Consider the following 14,967-nt stretch of genomic DNA (forward strand, 5'->3'; position numbering starts at 1 on the left):
GTTTGGCTAAAATCAAAAAAAGATAACTCCTAGAACCTAGGAGTTATCAGTATTTCATGGCTTAGTGCCAGTTATTCATTACATTATCCCACATCATCTTACCACATTTTGCTAAAGTAACGGTTCCGTAAACACTGTTTGGTATATCCATAGATAGAATTGTGAAAACAAAATTTCCTTTGGATAATTGGATAAGTTCAGTGTCATTTTCTACACCTTTTTTATCCCCTGTTTTAGATGATATATCATATTTTAAATCATCAGATATATATAATGCTAATTTATTTTTTATCTGCTGTCTTCTTAAAATATCTATAACCATAGTACTATTTTCTTTATTTAAGAAAGTTCCGTTATATAAATGCTTCCATATCTTTGAAAGGTCATATGCTGAAGTTATGTTTTCTAATTCACTTTGATTTGATCTTTCATCTGTGGTCTTTCTATTAAGAATAGTACTTCTTAATCCCATTTCTTTAATATCTTTATTGATTTTTTCCATACTTACTAAATCAATAATTTTATTAGCAGCAGTATTATCACTCTGTATTAGCATAGCTACTAGTAATTCAAATATAGTGTATTCTCTCTCATTAAACTCATGGATTATACCAGTACCGTAAACTTTATCTTTACTTTCAATCTTTATTTTATCTAAAAATGTAAATCTGCCTTCCTCAACAGATTTTATTAATGATACAGCTATTGGCAACTTCATACATCCAGCCGCTACCATTTGAACGTTTTCATTGTAACTATACATGTATCCTGAATGTAAATCCTCAAAGTAGAAACTATAATTACCTATTCTTGATTCTAAATATCTCTTAATCTCTTTCATAATACCCTCCAGCTTCCATTCTGTTCTGCTACATATATTATAACATATTGTCAGAAAATTTTGAAGTATTTTAACATTTATTAGAATTATTTTTAAATTTAGAAAAGCACTAATTCCATTGGGGAATTAGTGCTTTTATTTTAATCTCCAAAAGAAATACCAATTTTTTTAGCTATAGTTACTAGCTCACCGGTAGGATTTACATTTTTGTTAGCTCCAATTACATTTTCTAAAGAATCATATGAAATAAGATTTCCTTTTAAGCAAACCATATTTCCAAACTTTCCTTTACTAATTAAATCAGCAGCTGCTACTCCATATCTAGTTGATAATATTCTATCAAATGGTGAAGTAATACCGCCTCTTTGAACATGACCTAAAACTGTACATCTAACTTCATTTTCTTTTATTATACTCTCTAAATCTTCTGCTAATTTATTCCCAATTCCACCTAATCTTATTGGATCTGGAGAATCTTTAACTATTTTAGCTACCACCACATCTCCATCTTTTGACTTAGCACCTTCTGCCACGACAACTATAGAGAATGGTTTACCATTTTGCTTTCTTTCATTTATCTTATCTACAACTCTATTTATATCGTATGGTATTTCTGGAATTAAAATTACATCTGCTGATCCAGCTATTCCTGATTCTAATGCAATCCATCCAGCATTTCTTCCCATAACTTCACAAACCATAATTCTATGATGTGATTCTGCTGTTGTATGAAGTCTATCTAAAGCCTCCGTAGCAACTCCTATAGCAGTGTTAAATCCAAAAGTTATATCTGTTGATGCCAAGTCATTATCTATAGTTTTAGGAACTCCTATAACCTTAACACCTTTTCTTGCAAAATCTCTTGCAGAAGTTAAAGTCCCATCTCCTCCTATAACAACTAAAACATCTACGCCTTCTTTTTTCATGTTTTCTACAGCTACATCAGAAACATCTTTTTTAACCATGGCTCCATTTTCTTCTACTGTATAATCAAAAAGGTTATCTTTGTTTGAACTATATAAAATAGTTCCTCCTCTATGAAGAATCCCTGATACACTTTCTAATGTTAAAGGAACATAATCATTATTATATAGTCCTCTATACCCATATCTATACCCTATAACTTCATACCCATAGTTTAATATTGCTGTTCTAGTTACTGCTCTAATTACAGCGTTTAATCCCGGACAATCTCCGCCTCCTGTTAGTAGTGCAATTTTTTTGATTCCTTGTACCATATTAATCCCCCTCTACTTCTGTAGGTTATTCTTAAATTTATATTGCATTGAAAGTACTATAAACTTTCTAATGTTTAAACTATTCAAAGGACTTTTTGCAAAACGTTTGCAAATTTTCAGACTATTGTTACAATTAAATGATATCATAATATTCTGAAAGTGCAAAGACATTTTTCATCTCTTTTCATTGTTAAATATTAATGAATCATATCCTTTTTTAACTTTATATTGTATGCATTTTAAATAAAAAGAGCATAAATAATAATTTCAACAAAATCTATTTATACTCTTTATAGTTATTCAATCTATTTAATTACACCTGTAGCTATTAATGCTACTAATATTATTCCTGCAAAAATTCTGTAAATAGCAAAAATTCTCATTGGCTTTTTCTTTAAAAATGCAATAAAGCCTTCAATAACAAGTAAAGCTACTAGAAATGCCACCACAAATCCTACTGCTAAAGCTAACCATTCAGTTGAAGTCATAGTTGCATATCCTTTATATTTTATTAAATCAAGACCTGATGCTCCTATCATAGCTGGTATTGCTAAAAAGAATGAAAATTCTGCCGATACTGGAGTACTTAAACCAGAAACCCATCCTCCCATAATAGTCGATGCACTTCTTGACATACCAGGCCACATAGCAAGGCATTGAAATATACCAACTTTTATAGCTTGAACAAAAGATATCTTATCTATATCTCTTGTAACATTTTTTTTGTATTTAAGATTTCTTCTAAAATTATTTTCAATTAATATTAAAAGAATTCCACCTACTATAAATCCAATAGCAACTGTTTTTGTTGAAAATAATTTTTCTTTAATAAGATCATGAAATGCAAAACCTAATATAATGGCAGGGATTGTACCTATTAAAACCGATATCCAAAAATCAAATCCTCTTTTAGCTTCTTTTTTCCCACCAAAAAGAAAATTAAAAAATTCTAATACAGTAGTGTATATCTTCTTCCAATATAGAACTACAACAGCTAAAATAGCACCTAGTTGAATAACTACTTCAAACATATCTGCAAATTCACCTTTAAAATCTATAAGGTTCCCAACTAATATCATATGACCTGTTGATGATATTGGTATAAATTCTGTTATTCCTTCAACTACTGCTATAACTATAGCTTTTAAAATAACTAAATAATCAATTCCCATTCTTTCTCTCCTTAACCTAATATTTATAATCTAAACTTAATTATAGAACCTATGACTTTGCTTGTCCATCTTATTGAAAGTTTCTTAATAAATATGTTACTAATTATTCTCCATAACTTTCCAGAATATAAAAACTAATTCTGGTTAATATAATAGCATGGAACAAATAATGATTAAGCCAATACTTAAATGATTCTTTTAGATTTATTTAAGCTTGCTAGAATTGAGTATAAGTTGATTCAGATTTATATTTGATCTAGTGAATTCTATATGGTTAGGAAAAGTGTTTTTNNTAGTCGGAAACTAAAACTTCTTATTATACTAATATTCCAACTTATCATATAGGGTTTAGCTAACATCATATAAGGTGTTGTAATGATGTTATATAGCCGTGAGGTTATATAGGGTTGTGTAAATATTTTATATGGTGGAACGAACCATTGTTATAGGTAGTGATTTATTTGTATTTAGTCGAAAGATTATCTATGTATAATAAATTATTTATAATGGTGTTAGTTTAATCTTATTTGTTCTTTATTTTTTCATATACCACGTACATCCTTCCCCTTCCTCTTTAGAATATTTTTATATGAAAAATGACACCTATTTTTAGGTGTCATTTCTATATATTATCCTCTAATATTATTTAAAAGCTCTTCTTCAACTTTTTTAACATCTGGAACATAAGATTTTAAAACTTTTAAATTACCTTTAACACTGTATTCTCCTAATGTTGCCGGAATAAAAACTGAATCTCCTTTAGTAATGGTTAAATCCCCATTTTCATAATGTATTTCACCATTTCCTTCTACACAAGTTAAAAGATAAAATCTTTCTTTATCACTTACCTCTTTAACTTCAGTTTTTATATCGTATTTTTCAATAGAAAAGTATTCACATAAAGAAAGATAAGTTTTTTCATATCCATCATATTTTACTGTAATTCCATTAGATTTTTCTCCCTTAAGTGAAAAATCTATTACATCTAAAGCTTTTTCTACATGAATTTCTCTTCCTCTATTATAATCATATACTCTATAAGTAGTATCACTATTTTGTTGAATTTCAGCTATTAATACGCCTTCTCCAATAGCGTGAACTAATCCACTTTTCACAAAAAACATATCTCCAGGCTTTACAGGAACTTCATTTAGATACTTTTCTAAATTTCCTTCCTCTATGACTTTTGCAAATTGTTCCTTTGTGCAGTCTTTTGTTCCAACAACAAGTTTTGCACCTTCTTTAGCATCTATTACATACCAAGCTTCAGTTTTTCCTAAATCTCCTTCATTTTTCAATGCATATTCGTCATTAGGATGAACTTGAACTGATAAACTATCGTTTGAAGTTATAAGTTTTAATAAAAGAGGAAATCTATCTCCTTTGATTTCTGTTCCTAATAAAGTTGTTCCTTTTTCCTCTATTAATTGAGTAAAAGTCATTCCTTTATACTCACCATTTGCAACTATTCCAGTTCCATTTGGATGACATGCTATATCCCAGCTCTCACCAATAACACCTTCTGGAAGATTATCTCTGAATTTCTCGAACTCTCTTCCTCCCCATATTCTATCATAATACAAATTTTCAAATATAATTGGATACATGTACATACCTCCTTTAATCTCATTTTAGCATAATACAAAATCCAATAAAATTCCACTATTAATTAATAAAACAAGGTAAATTCAGGGACAGGTAGCGATGCTCCAGTTTCTTTTTGAAATTCATCATAAAGATTTTTAGCTTTATTATAATTATCCTCTATAGCCTTTTTTATTTCTTCATCATTAATTGAATCTTTCCCATCTAATGCTGCCTTTAAGTTTATCATTCCTCTATCTAAATCTCCATTTATAGAAATGTAAAAACAGCCTGCATTATTTAAAGTTAGAGGATCTGCCTTATCTGCAGAATAAGCATACCTAACTTCTTTTATAGCTTCAGTATATTTTTCTTTATTCATGTATACCGTTCCTAATGTTCTATGATATTTAGGAATTGCTTCATTTAAAGAAATTGATTTTTTTAATAATTCTACTGCTGCATCCATTTCATTGTTGGTTACTTTAATCATAGCCATATTATAATTAACTTCTGAATCCATAGGTTTTACTAATGATGCTAAATTAAAATACTCATATGCTGCATTACTATCCTTGGCTGTATACCAATAGAAGTCCGCTATTTTAACCATTATATTGAAATTAAACGGTTCCTTAAGTAGAGCTGTTCTAAAATATGGCTCTGCCTCTTCTGTATTCCCTTTTTTCATCATTACATCAGGTATTAAAAATCCGTAATTATCTGGGTAATCCTTATTAGCTAAAATACTTTTATCAGCCATTTCTAAAGCTTTATCATATTCACCTTTTTCGTAATAATTCCAAGCTTCAGTATGGTATGCAATGTAGGAGTTTTTATTTTCTTTTGTAATTTCGCCTAATAACTCTGCTGCTTTTTCACTTTCTCCTAAATTCTCATAATTTTTAGCTTTAATTATTTTTATATTTACTTTACCAACATCTTTTCCTTCTAGCTCTTGTAGATACTTGTCTGCCATATCTGCTGATACAGAAGACATAGAATAAACCTTAGCAATCCACATTTTGTACGCAAGTTCTTCTGGCTCTTTAGAAACTCTCTCAACCAATTTCTCTAAAATAAAATTCTTATTATAAGCAGCTTCTTGAGCTATTATATCAAAAACCTTCTGCTCATCTTTATCCTTATTCCAAGCTTCTTTTAATGTATCTAATCCTTTGTCCCAATCATTTAGAATCATCTGCATCTTAGCTAAAACAGCCATATCATAAGCTGATTCCTCATCAACAGGATATTCTTTAACTAACTCTTCTGCTTTATCTTTTTCACCATTTACCATATATACTGTATACATGGTTTTTATTAAAGGTTTGTACCCTTCATATGTATTTAAAAATTCCTCACCTATTTTAAGTGCATCATCATAATCCTTATTCATGAAATAAGTAAAAACTACATGATTTATGAACTCTTTATCCTTCTCTATAAGTTTTTCAGTTTTTGAAACCATAAGTTCATTTCTTTTTTCCATTGCTTCCTTTAATAGATTATTTGACTGCTCGTAATCTCTTTTAACTGAGTATACCTCTGCCATTTTCACTGTCCATATAGGCCATTTATCATCTTCTTGTATCTTTTTATATTCAACTAAAGAATTTTCAAAATCTCTTTCATAAAAAAGAGCCTCTGCCTTGTTATTCGCAATGGTTAATCGTCCCTTTTTAAGGTTAGCTACTGTGGAGAAAATAACAATACATAAAACTGCTACTACAATCCCTACAAATGTTTTAGATTTTAAGAAACTCCATTTCTCAGCCGCCTTATTATATTTACTATAAAGTGTTTTAATTAATTTCTTACACTTATCCTTAATCATGTATAGGTTTTCCTTGAAATTATCCATATTTCCTCCTAAAATTTCATAATTCCTAAGTAGATTCTAACAAAATACTTCTTAAAAAGCTATAAATTTTGTTGTACAAATTTATTTTATATAAATTATCCATTATGTTATACTTCTAATTAGATTTAAAATATATATTATAGTCAATAATCTAAAAAGATTGATTAATTGAAAATTTTAGTGTATATAAATTATGTTAAAAGATTTTTAAAGGTGGTGGGCAAAATTAATATTAAGTCTTTAATTAGTATAATAGCCGGTAAAACAACAATATTTTTATCGAAGAAGCTCTTTAAGGGAGGAAGTAATTTTCCTGGTAGAGTATCTTTAAAGTTAAATAAAAGAATATTAAAAGATATAGCTAAAAATTATAAAGTAATCCTTGTAACAGGTACTAATGGTAAGACCACTACTACTTCCATGATTACTAATATCATAAAAAATAATGGTCTTTCTGTAATTACTAATAGTACCGGAGCCAACATGTTATCTGGAATAGTTTCATGTTTTGTTGAAAACTACAAGTTCTTCTCTAAAGAATTAAGATATGCTGTAATTGAGGTTGATGAAGCTAATGTTAAGTTTATAACTGAACATATCTCCCCTGATATAATTACAATAACTAATCTATTTAGAGATCAATTAGATAGATATGGCGAAGTTTATACAACTTTAGAAAAAATTCTTGAAGGAATTAAGAAGGTTCCAAACAGCACCTTAGTTCTAAATGGAGACGAGTCCCTACTTGGACGATTAGATCTACCTAATCCTAAAGTTTATTATGGCTTTAACGCTTCTGTTAATGATGATAATAAAATAGATATAAACGCTGATGCTAAGTTCTGTAAGTTCTGTAAAGCTCCTTATTCTTATAATTTTATTACCTACAATCATTTAGGTGATTATTATTGTCCAGAATGTGATTTTAAGAGAGAAGACCTTAAGTATAGTGTTGATAATATTCTAGAACTTACTGCAGATAGTTCCAAAATAACCTTTAATGGTAATGAAGTGGTTTTAACTCAATCTGGTGTTTATAATATTTACAATGGTTTATGTGCTTACTCTATTGCTAAAGAACTTGGTTTAACGGATGAAAAAATAATTGAATCACTAGGCAATCAATCCTCAAGTTTTGGTAGACAAGAGACATTAACCATAAACAATAAGGAAATTAAAATAATATTAGTTAAAAATCCTGCTGGATATAATCAAGCTATAGATACTCTTTGTCTTAATAAAGACGAGTTCTCAGCAGCCTTTTTGCTTAATGATAATTACGCTGATGGTAGAGATGTATCTTGGATATGGGATGTTCACTTTGAAAAATTAAACACTCTTAACTTAAAGGATATATTCATCTCCGGAATAAGAATGTATGATATGGCTCTAAGACTTAAAATAGCTGGTCTTAATGATGAAAAGTTTATAGTTAAAGAGGATTATGAAGGACTTACAAGTTCTATATTAGCTAGTGAAAGTAAAAATATTTATATTTTAGCTACTTACACTGCTATGATTAATTATAGAAAATATCTTCACTCAAAAGGATATATAGAAAAACTTTGGTAGGAGGTTTAGTTATGGAAATAAATATTTGTCACCTTTACCCTGATTTATTGAATGTATACGGTGATTTAGGAAACATATTAATATTAAAACACAGATGTGAAAAAAGAGGAATTAATGTAAACATAATAAATCTCTCTTTAGATGAACCTTTTATGAAAGATGAATATGATATAGTATTTTTTGGTGGTGGTCAAGATTATGAGCAATCCATTGTTTCAAGAGATTTAACAGGAGAAAAAAGGGATGCCATAAGAGATTATATAGAGAATGGAAAAGTTTTTTTATCTATATGTGGTGGATATCAGCTTTTAGGAAAATATTATTCTGCACCAAATGGAGAAAAGTTAGATGGATTAAATATTTTAGACCTTTATACAGAAGGTGGAGATAATAGGTTTATAGGTAATACTATGATTCATAATGAAGATTTTAATGAGACCTATGTAGGATTTGAAAACCACTCTGGAAGAACTTATCTAGGTGAGGGATTAAAACCTCTTGGAAAATGCATCACAGGTTATGGTAATAACGGTGAAGATGGTATGGAAGGATGTATTTATAAAAATACTTACGGAAGTTATTTTCATGGTCCACTTCTTTCTAAAAATCCTGAATTTGCTGATAGATTAATTAAAAATGCTTTAGCTCATAAAGGAATTGAAATAGATCTTACTCCTTTAAATGATTCCTTTGAATTAAAAGCTAAAGAAAATGTAATAAACTCTTTAAAGAATAAACCAGCTTAACTTGGTTTATTCTTTTTCATGAGTTCTATAAGTGCATAAATAATTCTAGCAGTATGCCCCCATACAACCTCATCTTTCCATATATAGAAGTAGGTTTCATACATACATTTTGAAAACTTATATCCCTCTCCTCCTCTTATGAGATCATAAGGAAAATCCTCTCCCCTATCTACTATTAACTCACCTTCATGATATATAGGTTCATTTTCTAGTAGAAACTTTAATGGTATCTTAATTAATGAATCTACCTCATCCTTACTATAGGTATCCTTGAGCTCCTTTATTTTAGCTACAAAAGGATACATTATTACTGAAAAAGGTGTAATAAGATAATCCATAGCCGAATATACCTCTAAATCTTCCTTATCTATTCCAAGCTCCTCAACCGTTTCTCTAACAGCTGCCTCTATAGGAGTTTCTCCCTCTTCGATCTTTCCTCCTGGCAAACAAATATCTCCTGGTTGGTGTCTTAGATTTAACGCTCGCTTTTCTAATATCAAATAAATCTCATCATTTTCTTCGTATAAAAGAATCATAACCGAAGTTCTTTTATAACTACCAATTTCTTTTGGTACTCTATTCTGTAGCAATGTTTTTATTGATTTTGTATCCATTTTGTATCTCCTTGGTAATTATTTTTACAGTTGTTATTATACTATAATAATGTTATACTTATAAATGCCAAAATTTAAAAGTATAATTTTAAAAATATTAATACGATAGGGAGATGACACTTTGAAACGCAAGAATTTAATTTCTACTTTAGTATTAACACTATCTTTAACAATAATTTCTCCTTTTATAACTAAAGCCCATGCTGTAGAAAAACTACAAGCTCCAAGTATAAAAGGAACCTCAGCTATTTCTATTGATTATGAAACCGGCGAAATAATATATGCTAAAGATATTGATGCAAAGGCTTATCCAGCAAGTACTACTAAACTTATGACAGCTTTACTATTTGCTGAAAACAAATCTAAAAATGATGATATTAAATATACTGAGGAGGCAAAGGCTCAGCCAGCCTACTCTTTAAATACTAATTTCCAACCCATACCAATTGGTGGGACTATGACAGCAGCAGATGTTATGAACGCACTTTTATTATACTCTGCTAATGATTCTGCTTACATGGTTGCTGATGCTGTAGGGGGTACATCTGACAACTTTATCAAGATGATGAATGATAAAGCTAAAGAATTAAACCTTAAAAACACTAATTTTGTAACACCTAATGGAGTTGATGATGGTCCAAATGGAGATAGTCATTACACTACCGCTTTTGATTTAGCTACTATAGGAAAAGCTGCTTACCATAATGATTGGGTAAAAGAAGTAATGGGAACAAAAGAAGCTACTATAACTATAAACAAAACTGCGGAGTTTAAAGTTGACAATAGAAATGAAAACTTAGGTCTCGATGGATGTATAGGTGGTAAAACTGGTTTTACCAAAAAAGCAGGAAGATGTTTAGTTGCTTTATATGAAAGAGATGGAAGAAAGATAGTTGGGGTTGTTTTAAACTCTGGTAAAGATATTAATAATCCTCAAGTATTTAAAGATATGGAATCTTTAATAAACTATAGTTATGCTGCTGAAAAAACTTCCTACATTTCTTCTGGTACCGAAGTTGCTAAAGTTAACGTTGATTATAAGGCATTCAAATTCTTTGGACCAAAGAAAACAGTTGAAGCAAGTGTTTTAGTTGATAAAGACATAACTATATACGATAATGATATTAACAAAAATGAAGGTACTGTAGCTGTTGATGTTCAAGGAAAAGATGCCTGGTCTTTAGCCGCTAAGCCTGAAACTGAAGTTAACTTTTCTATTAGAGATTATAATCAAAAATATATAGGAAAAATAAATATAAATACCTTTACTCTTATTAAAACTAACATAGTAACCTATTTGATTACTTTAGGTGTTTTAATAGTTGTATTTACTTTAACATATTTATTATTAACTGCAAAAAGCAGACGTAGAAAAAGAAGATATTTTTAAAATAAATGCCATAGCTACTCTAATCGAGCTATGGCATTTCATTTTACACTATTTTTTCTTTAAACTTTTTATTATCTTAACTATCTCAATAGGACTATCTATAAGATAATCTGGATTAGTGCCTATTAATTCCTCTATTGGAACCACTGTATACCTGACTCCTATAGTTTTACACCCTGCATCTCTTCCACAGATTATATCAAAAGTTGCATCACCCACCATTATAGCCTCATAAGGATCAACTCCTAATAATCTACAAGCCTCTATAGCTGGTTCTGGACTTGGCTTATGCTTTTCCGTAGCCTCAGGTGTCATAATTACATCAAACAAATCATATATTCCTGCTATTTTTAATCCTCTATCTGCCATTATTTTTCTTTTAGACGTTACTATACCAAGTTTAACTCCCATTCCTTTAAGTTCTTGGAGCATGTCCTTCACTTCTGGAAATGCATAACACATAGTATCATGTTTAACATCATTAAGATCTCTATAAGTAGTTACTAATTCCTCCAACTTATCTTCAGTATAAGGTATCAATGATTGAACTAACGGTTTCCCAAATAGTCTTGATATTTCATCGTCTGAAGGTTCGATATCTAATACTTTTTTAAATGCTTCTCTAAAAGAAGTTAAAATAAGCTCGTTAGTATCAAGTATTGTTCCATCTAGATCAAACAAAACTGCTTTTATCATAAAAATCCCCTTCTTTCGTTAAAGTTATCCTCAATAAATATAACTATACCTTATAACCCCTATTTCTTCAACTTATCATATATATCCTTGTACTTTTTTGAACCCTTATTCCAACTATTATCTGAGTAAAATGCATTTTCTACAACCTTGTTCCATAAGTTTTTATTTCTGTATACATCTAAAGCTCTATCTAAACTATCTAACATATCCCTTGATTCAAATTCCTTAAAAACAAATCCATTACCTTTTTCCGTTAAAAAATTAAATTCTTTTACACTATCCTTTAATCCGCCTACTTCTCTCACAATAGGAATAGTACCATATCTCATAGATATCATTTGAGTCAATCCGCAAGGTTCAAACTTTGAGGGCGCTAAAAACAAATCTGAAGATAAGTATATTTCATTAGCTAAATTTATATTAAAATCAATTATAGTTTTTACTCTTCCTTTGTATCTTGATTCTAATTCCATTAATGCTTCTTCGTAATAGCTTTCTCCAGTTCCAGAAACAATTATTTCCATACCCCTATCAATTAATTCATGAATATTAGATATTAATAAACCTATTCCTTTTTGGTTTACCAATCTACTTATTACAGATATTATAGGTGTGTTTTCATCTACAACTAAATTTAACTTTTCTTGAAGTTTTCTTTTATTTATTTTTTTATATTTAATTAAATCTTGTATAGTTCCATTCTCTATAGGAACTTTAAATAGATTATAGTCTATTCCATTAAGTATACCTAAAAAGTTTTCATCTTTATCTTTCAAAACCTTCTCTAAACCAAATCCATAATATTTTTCTTTAACCTCTTTCGAATAACTTGGACTTACTGTTGTTACCATATCACTTTTATTAATTGCCCATTTCATAAAGTTAATTCCTTCATTATGCTTTAGTTCTTTTTCAGTATAATACCTTTCTTCATCTATTCCAAGCATCCAAAGAGTATCTTTCCCAAACTGCCCTTGATAAGCAAGATTATGAATAGTAAAGAGGGTTTTAATATTTCTGTATTTATCTTCCTTATAATAAATATCTTTTAATGGTATAACCATAGATGAATGCCAATCGTTACAGTGTAATATGTCTGGTACAAAGTCCTCTATATATCTTATCCCTTCCAATACTGCTTTAGAAAAAAATATAAATCTTTCATCATCATCTCCATAACCATACACTTTTTCTCTATAAAAATAATCCGGATTATCTATAAAATAATACTCTGTTCCTTTATAATTACAATGTTCTAATACACAAGGAACTGTCCTCCACCCTATAAACGTCTCATACTTAGCTAAGGTTTTAATTTTTTTACGATAGTATTTAGGAAATTTATACTTAGGCATTATAATTCTAATATCAATATCTCTGTCCCTTAAAGCTTTAGGAAGTCCTAAAGCTACATCTCCAAGACCTCCAACTTTCGCAAAAGGATATGCTTCGGCAGTTACAAATAAAACTTTCATAAATTCACTCCCTTTTAGATAAAAAAAGAGCCCTACAGCCCTTTTATAAATATTAAGAATTTATTAGTTTATCTTTTTGGATAATATGTTCATCTATCCATGTAATAATGAAGTTTAATATATCTATTAGATGTTTTTCTTGACTTTCATCTATCTTGCTTAAATCAAAACTATTTATTTTATTAATAAACTCATCATGCTCTACCTTATGAGATAAAAATTTCTTATACCCTATACTAAGCATATATTCTTCTTCAGACTTAAAATGAAATACTGTATAATTTGCAAGTTCTTCAATAACTTCAACAATCCTATCGTATTTATCTGTTAAAAAATCATTTTTTAACAATTCATAAACTTTATTAGCTATTTCGATTAGCTTTTTGTGTTGTTCATCTATAAGTTCAACACCAATTACATATTCCTCTTTCCAATGTACCATAATACTACCACTCTCCCTTACAGTATTATACTACAATTATATTATTCAGTGATTTTATTCATCAAAAATTTACAATCTTTTTCATTATCTAAATCTTTTCCTTAGAAATCAAAATACGTCTAACAGCATCATCTAACCTATCTTCCGATATTTCTCCTTTTATAACCTTATCTTTTATATAAGTTACAAGTTCCTCATAATCTTTTTCATTCCCGCCTGGAACTACTGTAACTGGCATCAAAATAATATCTGCTCCTGCATTAATAGATTTTTCAACTGCATCTTTTATATTATAGTTTTTAGCTATAGCTCCCATATTAAAGGCATCAGTTATAACAACTCCATTAAACCCCATTTTTTCTTTTAATAAGTCCGTTATCATTGCCTTAGATAAAGTTGCAGGGGTTTTATCATCATCTAATGCAGGCACTATTATATGCCCTACCATAATCATATCCACATTATTTTCTATAGCTTTTTTAAATGGATATAATTCAACTTTCTCAATTCTATCTATTGCGTGAATTACTTTAACGAGCTCTTTATGAGAATCTCCTGATGTATCACCATGTCCTGGGAAATGTTTAGCAGTAGCTAATATTCCCTTAGACTTAAGTCCTTTTATAAATTCAACTCCAAACTCAGCTACAACCTTTTCGTCACTACTAAAAGCTCTATTTCCTATGACTGGATTTTTAGGATTAGTATCAACATCCATTACAGGTGCAAAATCTAAGTTTAATCCTAAAGTTTCAAAATCTTCTCCAATAGTGCTTCCAGCTATAAATGCATTTTTAGAGTCTTTCGTATTTCCTATTTCTCTTGCACTTTTTGTTTTATTGCTCGTAGGTATTTTGCTTACTTTTCCACCTTCTTGGTCTACTGCTATAAAAAACTTATTATCTTTGCTTAAGGCTTGAATATCTTTAGTTAACTTTTGGGTCTGATCTTTATTTACCATATTATACTCAAATAATATAATTCCAGCTAACTGATGCTTATTCAAAAAATTTTTAGTTTCTTCATTCACATTGGTGAACCTTATTGTTTTCCCGTTATCAACCACATTATCAATGGATAACATCATCATCTGATCAATCTTTTCTTCTATAGACATGTTCTTTACTTTGTCTTTTATTACATCTTGATAAGAATCTATATTTTGAACCTCATCTTTGGCTATACTGCATCCCCCTAAGGTTAATATCAATACAAAAGAAAGAAAAACTTTTAGTAATCTATTCATACTTTATTCTCCTCACTATTAATATTCCTTAGGTTATGTATATTTTGTTTATTCTATACTTTCAGCTAAAATATCATAAGCATACTG

At 29.3% G+C, this 14,967-nt stretch carries 13 protein-coding genes; 3 read left to right on the plus strand and 10 right to left on the minus strand.

Features of this window, described 5'->3' with window-relative positions; translation table 11 throughout:
• Positions 1 to 61 precede the first annotated feature (61 nt).
• The 5 genes from B3N22_RS14135 to B3N22_RS14155 form a co-directional block, all read right to left on the minus strand.
• Positions 62 to 841 (minus strand): serine hydrolase, encoded by a 780-nt coding sequence (locus B3N22_RS14135; RefSeq protein ID WP_286908129.1) that lies wholly within the window; start codon positions 839 to 841, stop codon positions 62 to 64.
• Positions 842 to 981: 140 nt separating this feature from the next.
• On the minus strand, positions 982 to 2,079 hold the full coding sequence (locus B3N22_RS14140) for a 6-phosphofructokinase (protein WP_073016907.1): 1,098 nt from the start codon (positions 2,077 to 2,079) through the stop codon (positions 982 to 984).
• A 305-nt stretch (positions 2,080 to 2,384) separates the two neighbouring features.
• Complete coding sequence (locus tag B3N22_RS14145; protein ID WP_238904219.1) at positions 2,385 to 3,251, minus strand: undecaprenyl-diphosphate phosphatase; 867 nt, start codon at positions 3,249 to 3,251, stop codon at positions 2,385 to 2,387.
• Positions 3,252 to 3,880: 629 nt separating this feature from the next.
• Positions 3,881 to 4,858: a mannose-6-phosphate isomerase, class I gene (manA, locus tag B3N22_RS14150; RefSeq protein WP_286908132.1), complete on the minus strand. Its 978-nt coding sequence runs from the start codon at positions 4,856 to 4,858 to the stop codon at positions 3,881 to 3,883.
• Between the two features lie 62 nt (positions 4,859 to 4,920).
• The gene (locus B3N22_RS14155) at positions 4,921 to 6,699 is read right to left on the minus strand and encodes a tetratricopeptide repeat protein (RefSeq protein WP_286908134.1); all 1,779 of its coding nucleotides are present in this window, start codon (positions 6,697 to 6,699) and stop codon (positions 4,921 to 4,923) included.
• Positions 6,700 to 6,915: 216 nt separating this feature from the next.
• Between B3N22_RS14155 and B3N22_RS14160 the strand changes: the two genes are divergently transcribed.
• Positions 6,916 to 8,271, plus strand: a complete 1,356-nt coding sequence (locus B3N22_RS14160; RefSeq protein WP_286908224.1) for a Mur ligase family protein — start codon at positions 6,916 to 6,918, stop codon at positions 8,269 to 8,271.
• 11 nt (positions 8,272 to 8,282) lie between these two features.
• On the plus strand, positions 8,283 to 9,017 hold the full coding sequence (locus tag B3N22_RS14165; RefSeq protein ID WP_286908136.1) for a type 1 glutamine amidotransferase: 735 nt from the start codon (positions 8,283 to 8,285) through the stop codon (positions 9,015 to 9,017).
• On the opposite strand, the gene B3N22_RS14170 is transcribed toward B3N22_RS14165, so the two are convergent.
• Positions 9,014 to 9,631, minus strand: coding sequence for an NUDIX hydrolase (locus B3N22_RS14170; RefSeq protein ID WP_286908138.1), 618 nt, complete (start codon positions 9,629 to 9,631; stop codon positions 9,014 to 9,016). The two genes, B3N22_RS14165 and B3N22_RS14170, sit on opposite strands and share 4 nt — an antisense overlap.
• 121 nt (positions 9,632 to 9,752) lie before the next feature.
• Here B3N22_RS14170 and B3N22_RS14175 point away from each other — a divergent pair, with 121 nt between their 5' ends.
• Positions 9,753 to 11,021 carry a D-alanyl-D-alanine carboxypeptidase family protein gene (locus tag B3N22_RS14175; RefSeq protein WP_286908140.1) on the plus strand — a complete coding sequence of 423 codons (1,269 nt, stop codon included), beginning with the start codon at positions 9,753 to 9,755 and terminating at the stop codon, positions 11,019 to 11,021.
• A gap of 48 nt (positions 11,022 to 11,069) precedes the next feature.
• Here B3N22_RS14175 and ppaX read toward each other — a convergent pair whose 3' ends face one another.
• The 4 genes from ppaX to nagZ form a co-directional block, all read right to left on the minus strand.
• Entirely contained in the window at positions 11,070 to 11,717 is a 648-nt protein-coding gene (gene ppaX, locus B3N22_RS14180; RefSeq protein ID WP_286908142.1) for a pyrophosphatase PpaX, read from the minus strand.
• Positions 11,718 to 11,776: 59 nt separating this feature from the next.
• Positions 11,777 to 13,192: a glycogen synthase gene (locus B3N22_RS14185; protein ID WP_286908144.1), complete on the minus strand. Its 1,416-nt coding sequence runs from the start codon at positions 13,190 to 13,192 to the stop codon at positions 11,777 to 11,779.
• A 52-nt stretch (positions 13,193 to 13,244) separates the two neighbouring features.
• Positions 13,245 to 13,634: a bacteriohemerythrin gene (locus tag B3N22_RS14190; protein WP_286908146.1), complete on the minus strand. Its 390-nt coding sequence runs from the start codon at positions 13,632 to 13,634 to the stop codon at positions 13,245 to 13,247.
• Between the two features lie 88 nt (positions 13,635 to 13,722).
• Positions 13,723 to 14,880, minus strand: a complete 1,158-nt coding sequence (gene nagZ / locus B3N22_RS14195; protein WP_286908148.1) for a beta-N-acetylhexosaminidase — start codon at positions 14,878 to 14,880, stop codon at positions 13,723 to 13,725.
• Positions 14,881 to 14,967 lie beyond the last annotated feature (87 nt).

The organism is Clostridium sp. UBA1652, assembly GCF_002320975.1.
Classification (GTDB): domain Bacteria; phylum Bacillota; class Clostridia; order Clostridiales; family Clostridiaceae; genus Clostridium_T; species Clostridium_T intestinale.

What these genes read in the sequence shown, in the direction of transcription:
- B3N22_RS14135 (WP_286908129.1), bottom strand. Translation starts at nt 841, where the DNA reads ATGAAAGAGATTAAGAGATATTTAGAATCAAGAATAGGTAATTATAGT.
- B3N22_RS14140 (WP_073016907.1), bottom strand. Translation starts at nt 2,079, where the DNA reads ATGGTACAAGGAATCAAAAAAATTGCACTACTAACAGGAGGCGGAGAT.
- B3N22_RS14145 (WP_238904219.1), bottom strand. Translation starts at nt 3,251, where the DNA reads ATGGGAATTGATTATTTAGTTATTTTAAAAGCTATAGTTATAGCAGTA.
- manA (WP_286908132.1), bottom strand. Translation starts at nt 4,858, where the DNA reads ATGTATCCAATTATATTTGAAAATTTGTATTATGATAGAATATGGGGA.
- B3N22_RS14155 (WP_286908134.1), bottom strand. Translation starts at nt 6,699, where the DNA reads ATGGATAATTTCAAGGAAAACCTATACATGATTAAGGATAAGTGTAAG.
- B3N22_RS14165 (WP_286908136.1), top strand. Translation starts at nt 8,283, where the DNA reads ATGGAAATAAATATTTGTCACCTTTACCCTGATTTATTGAATGTATAC.
- B3N22_RS14170 (WP_286908138.1), bottom strand. Translation starts at nt 9,631, where the DNA reads ATGGATACAAAATCAATAAAAACATTGCTACAGAATAGAGTACCAAAA.
- ppaX (WP_286908142.1), bottom strand. Translation starts at nt 11,717, where the DNA reads ATGATAAAAGCAGTTTTGTTTGATCTAGATGGAACAATACTTGATACT.
- B3N22_RS14185 (WP_286908144.1), bottom strand. Translation starts at nt 13,192, where the DNA reads ATGAAAGTTTTATTTGTAACTGCCGAAGCATATCCTTTTGCGAAAGTT.
- B3N22_RS14190 (WP_286908146.1), bottom strand. Translation starts at nt 13,634, where the DNA reads ATGGTACATTGGAAAGAGGAATATGTAATTGGTGTTGAACTTATAGAT.
- nagZ (WP_286908148.1), bottom strand. Translation starts at nt 14,880, where the DNA reads ATGAATAGATTACTAAAAGTTTTTCTTTCTTTTGTATTGATATTAACC.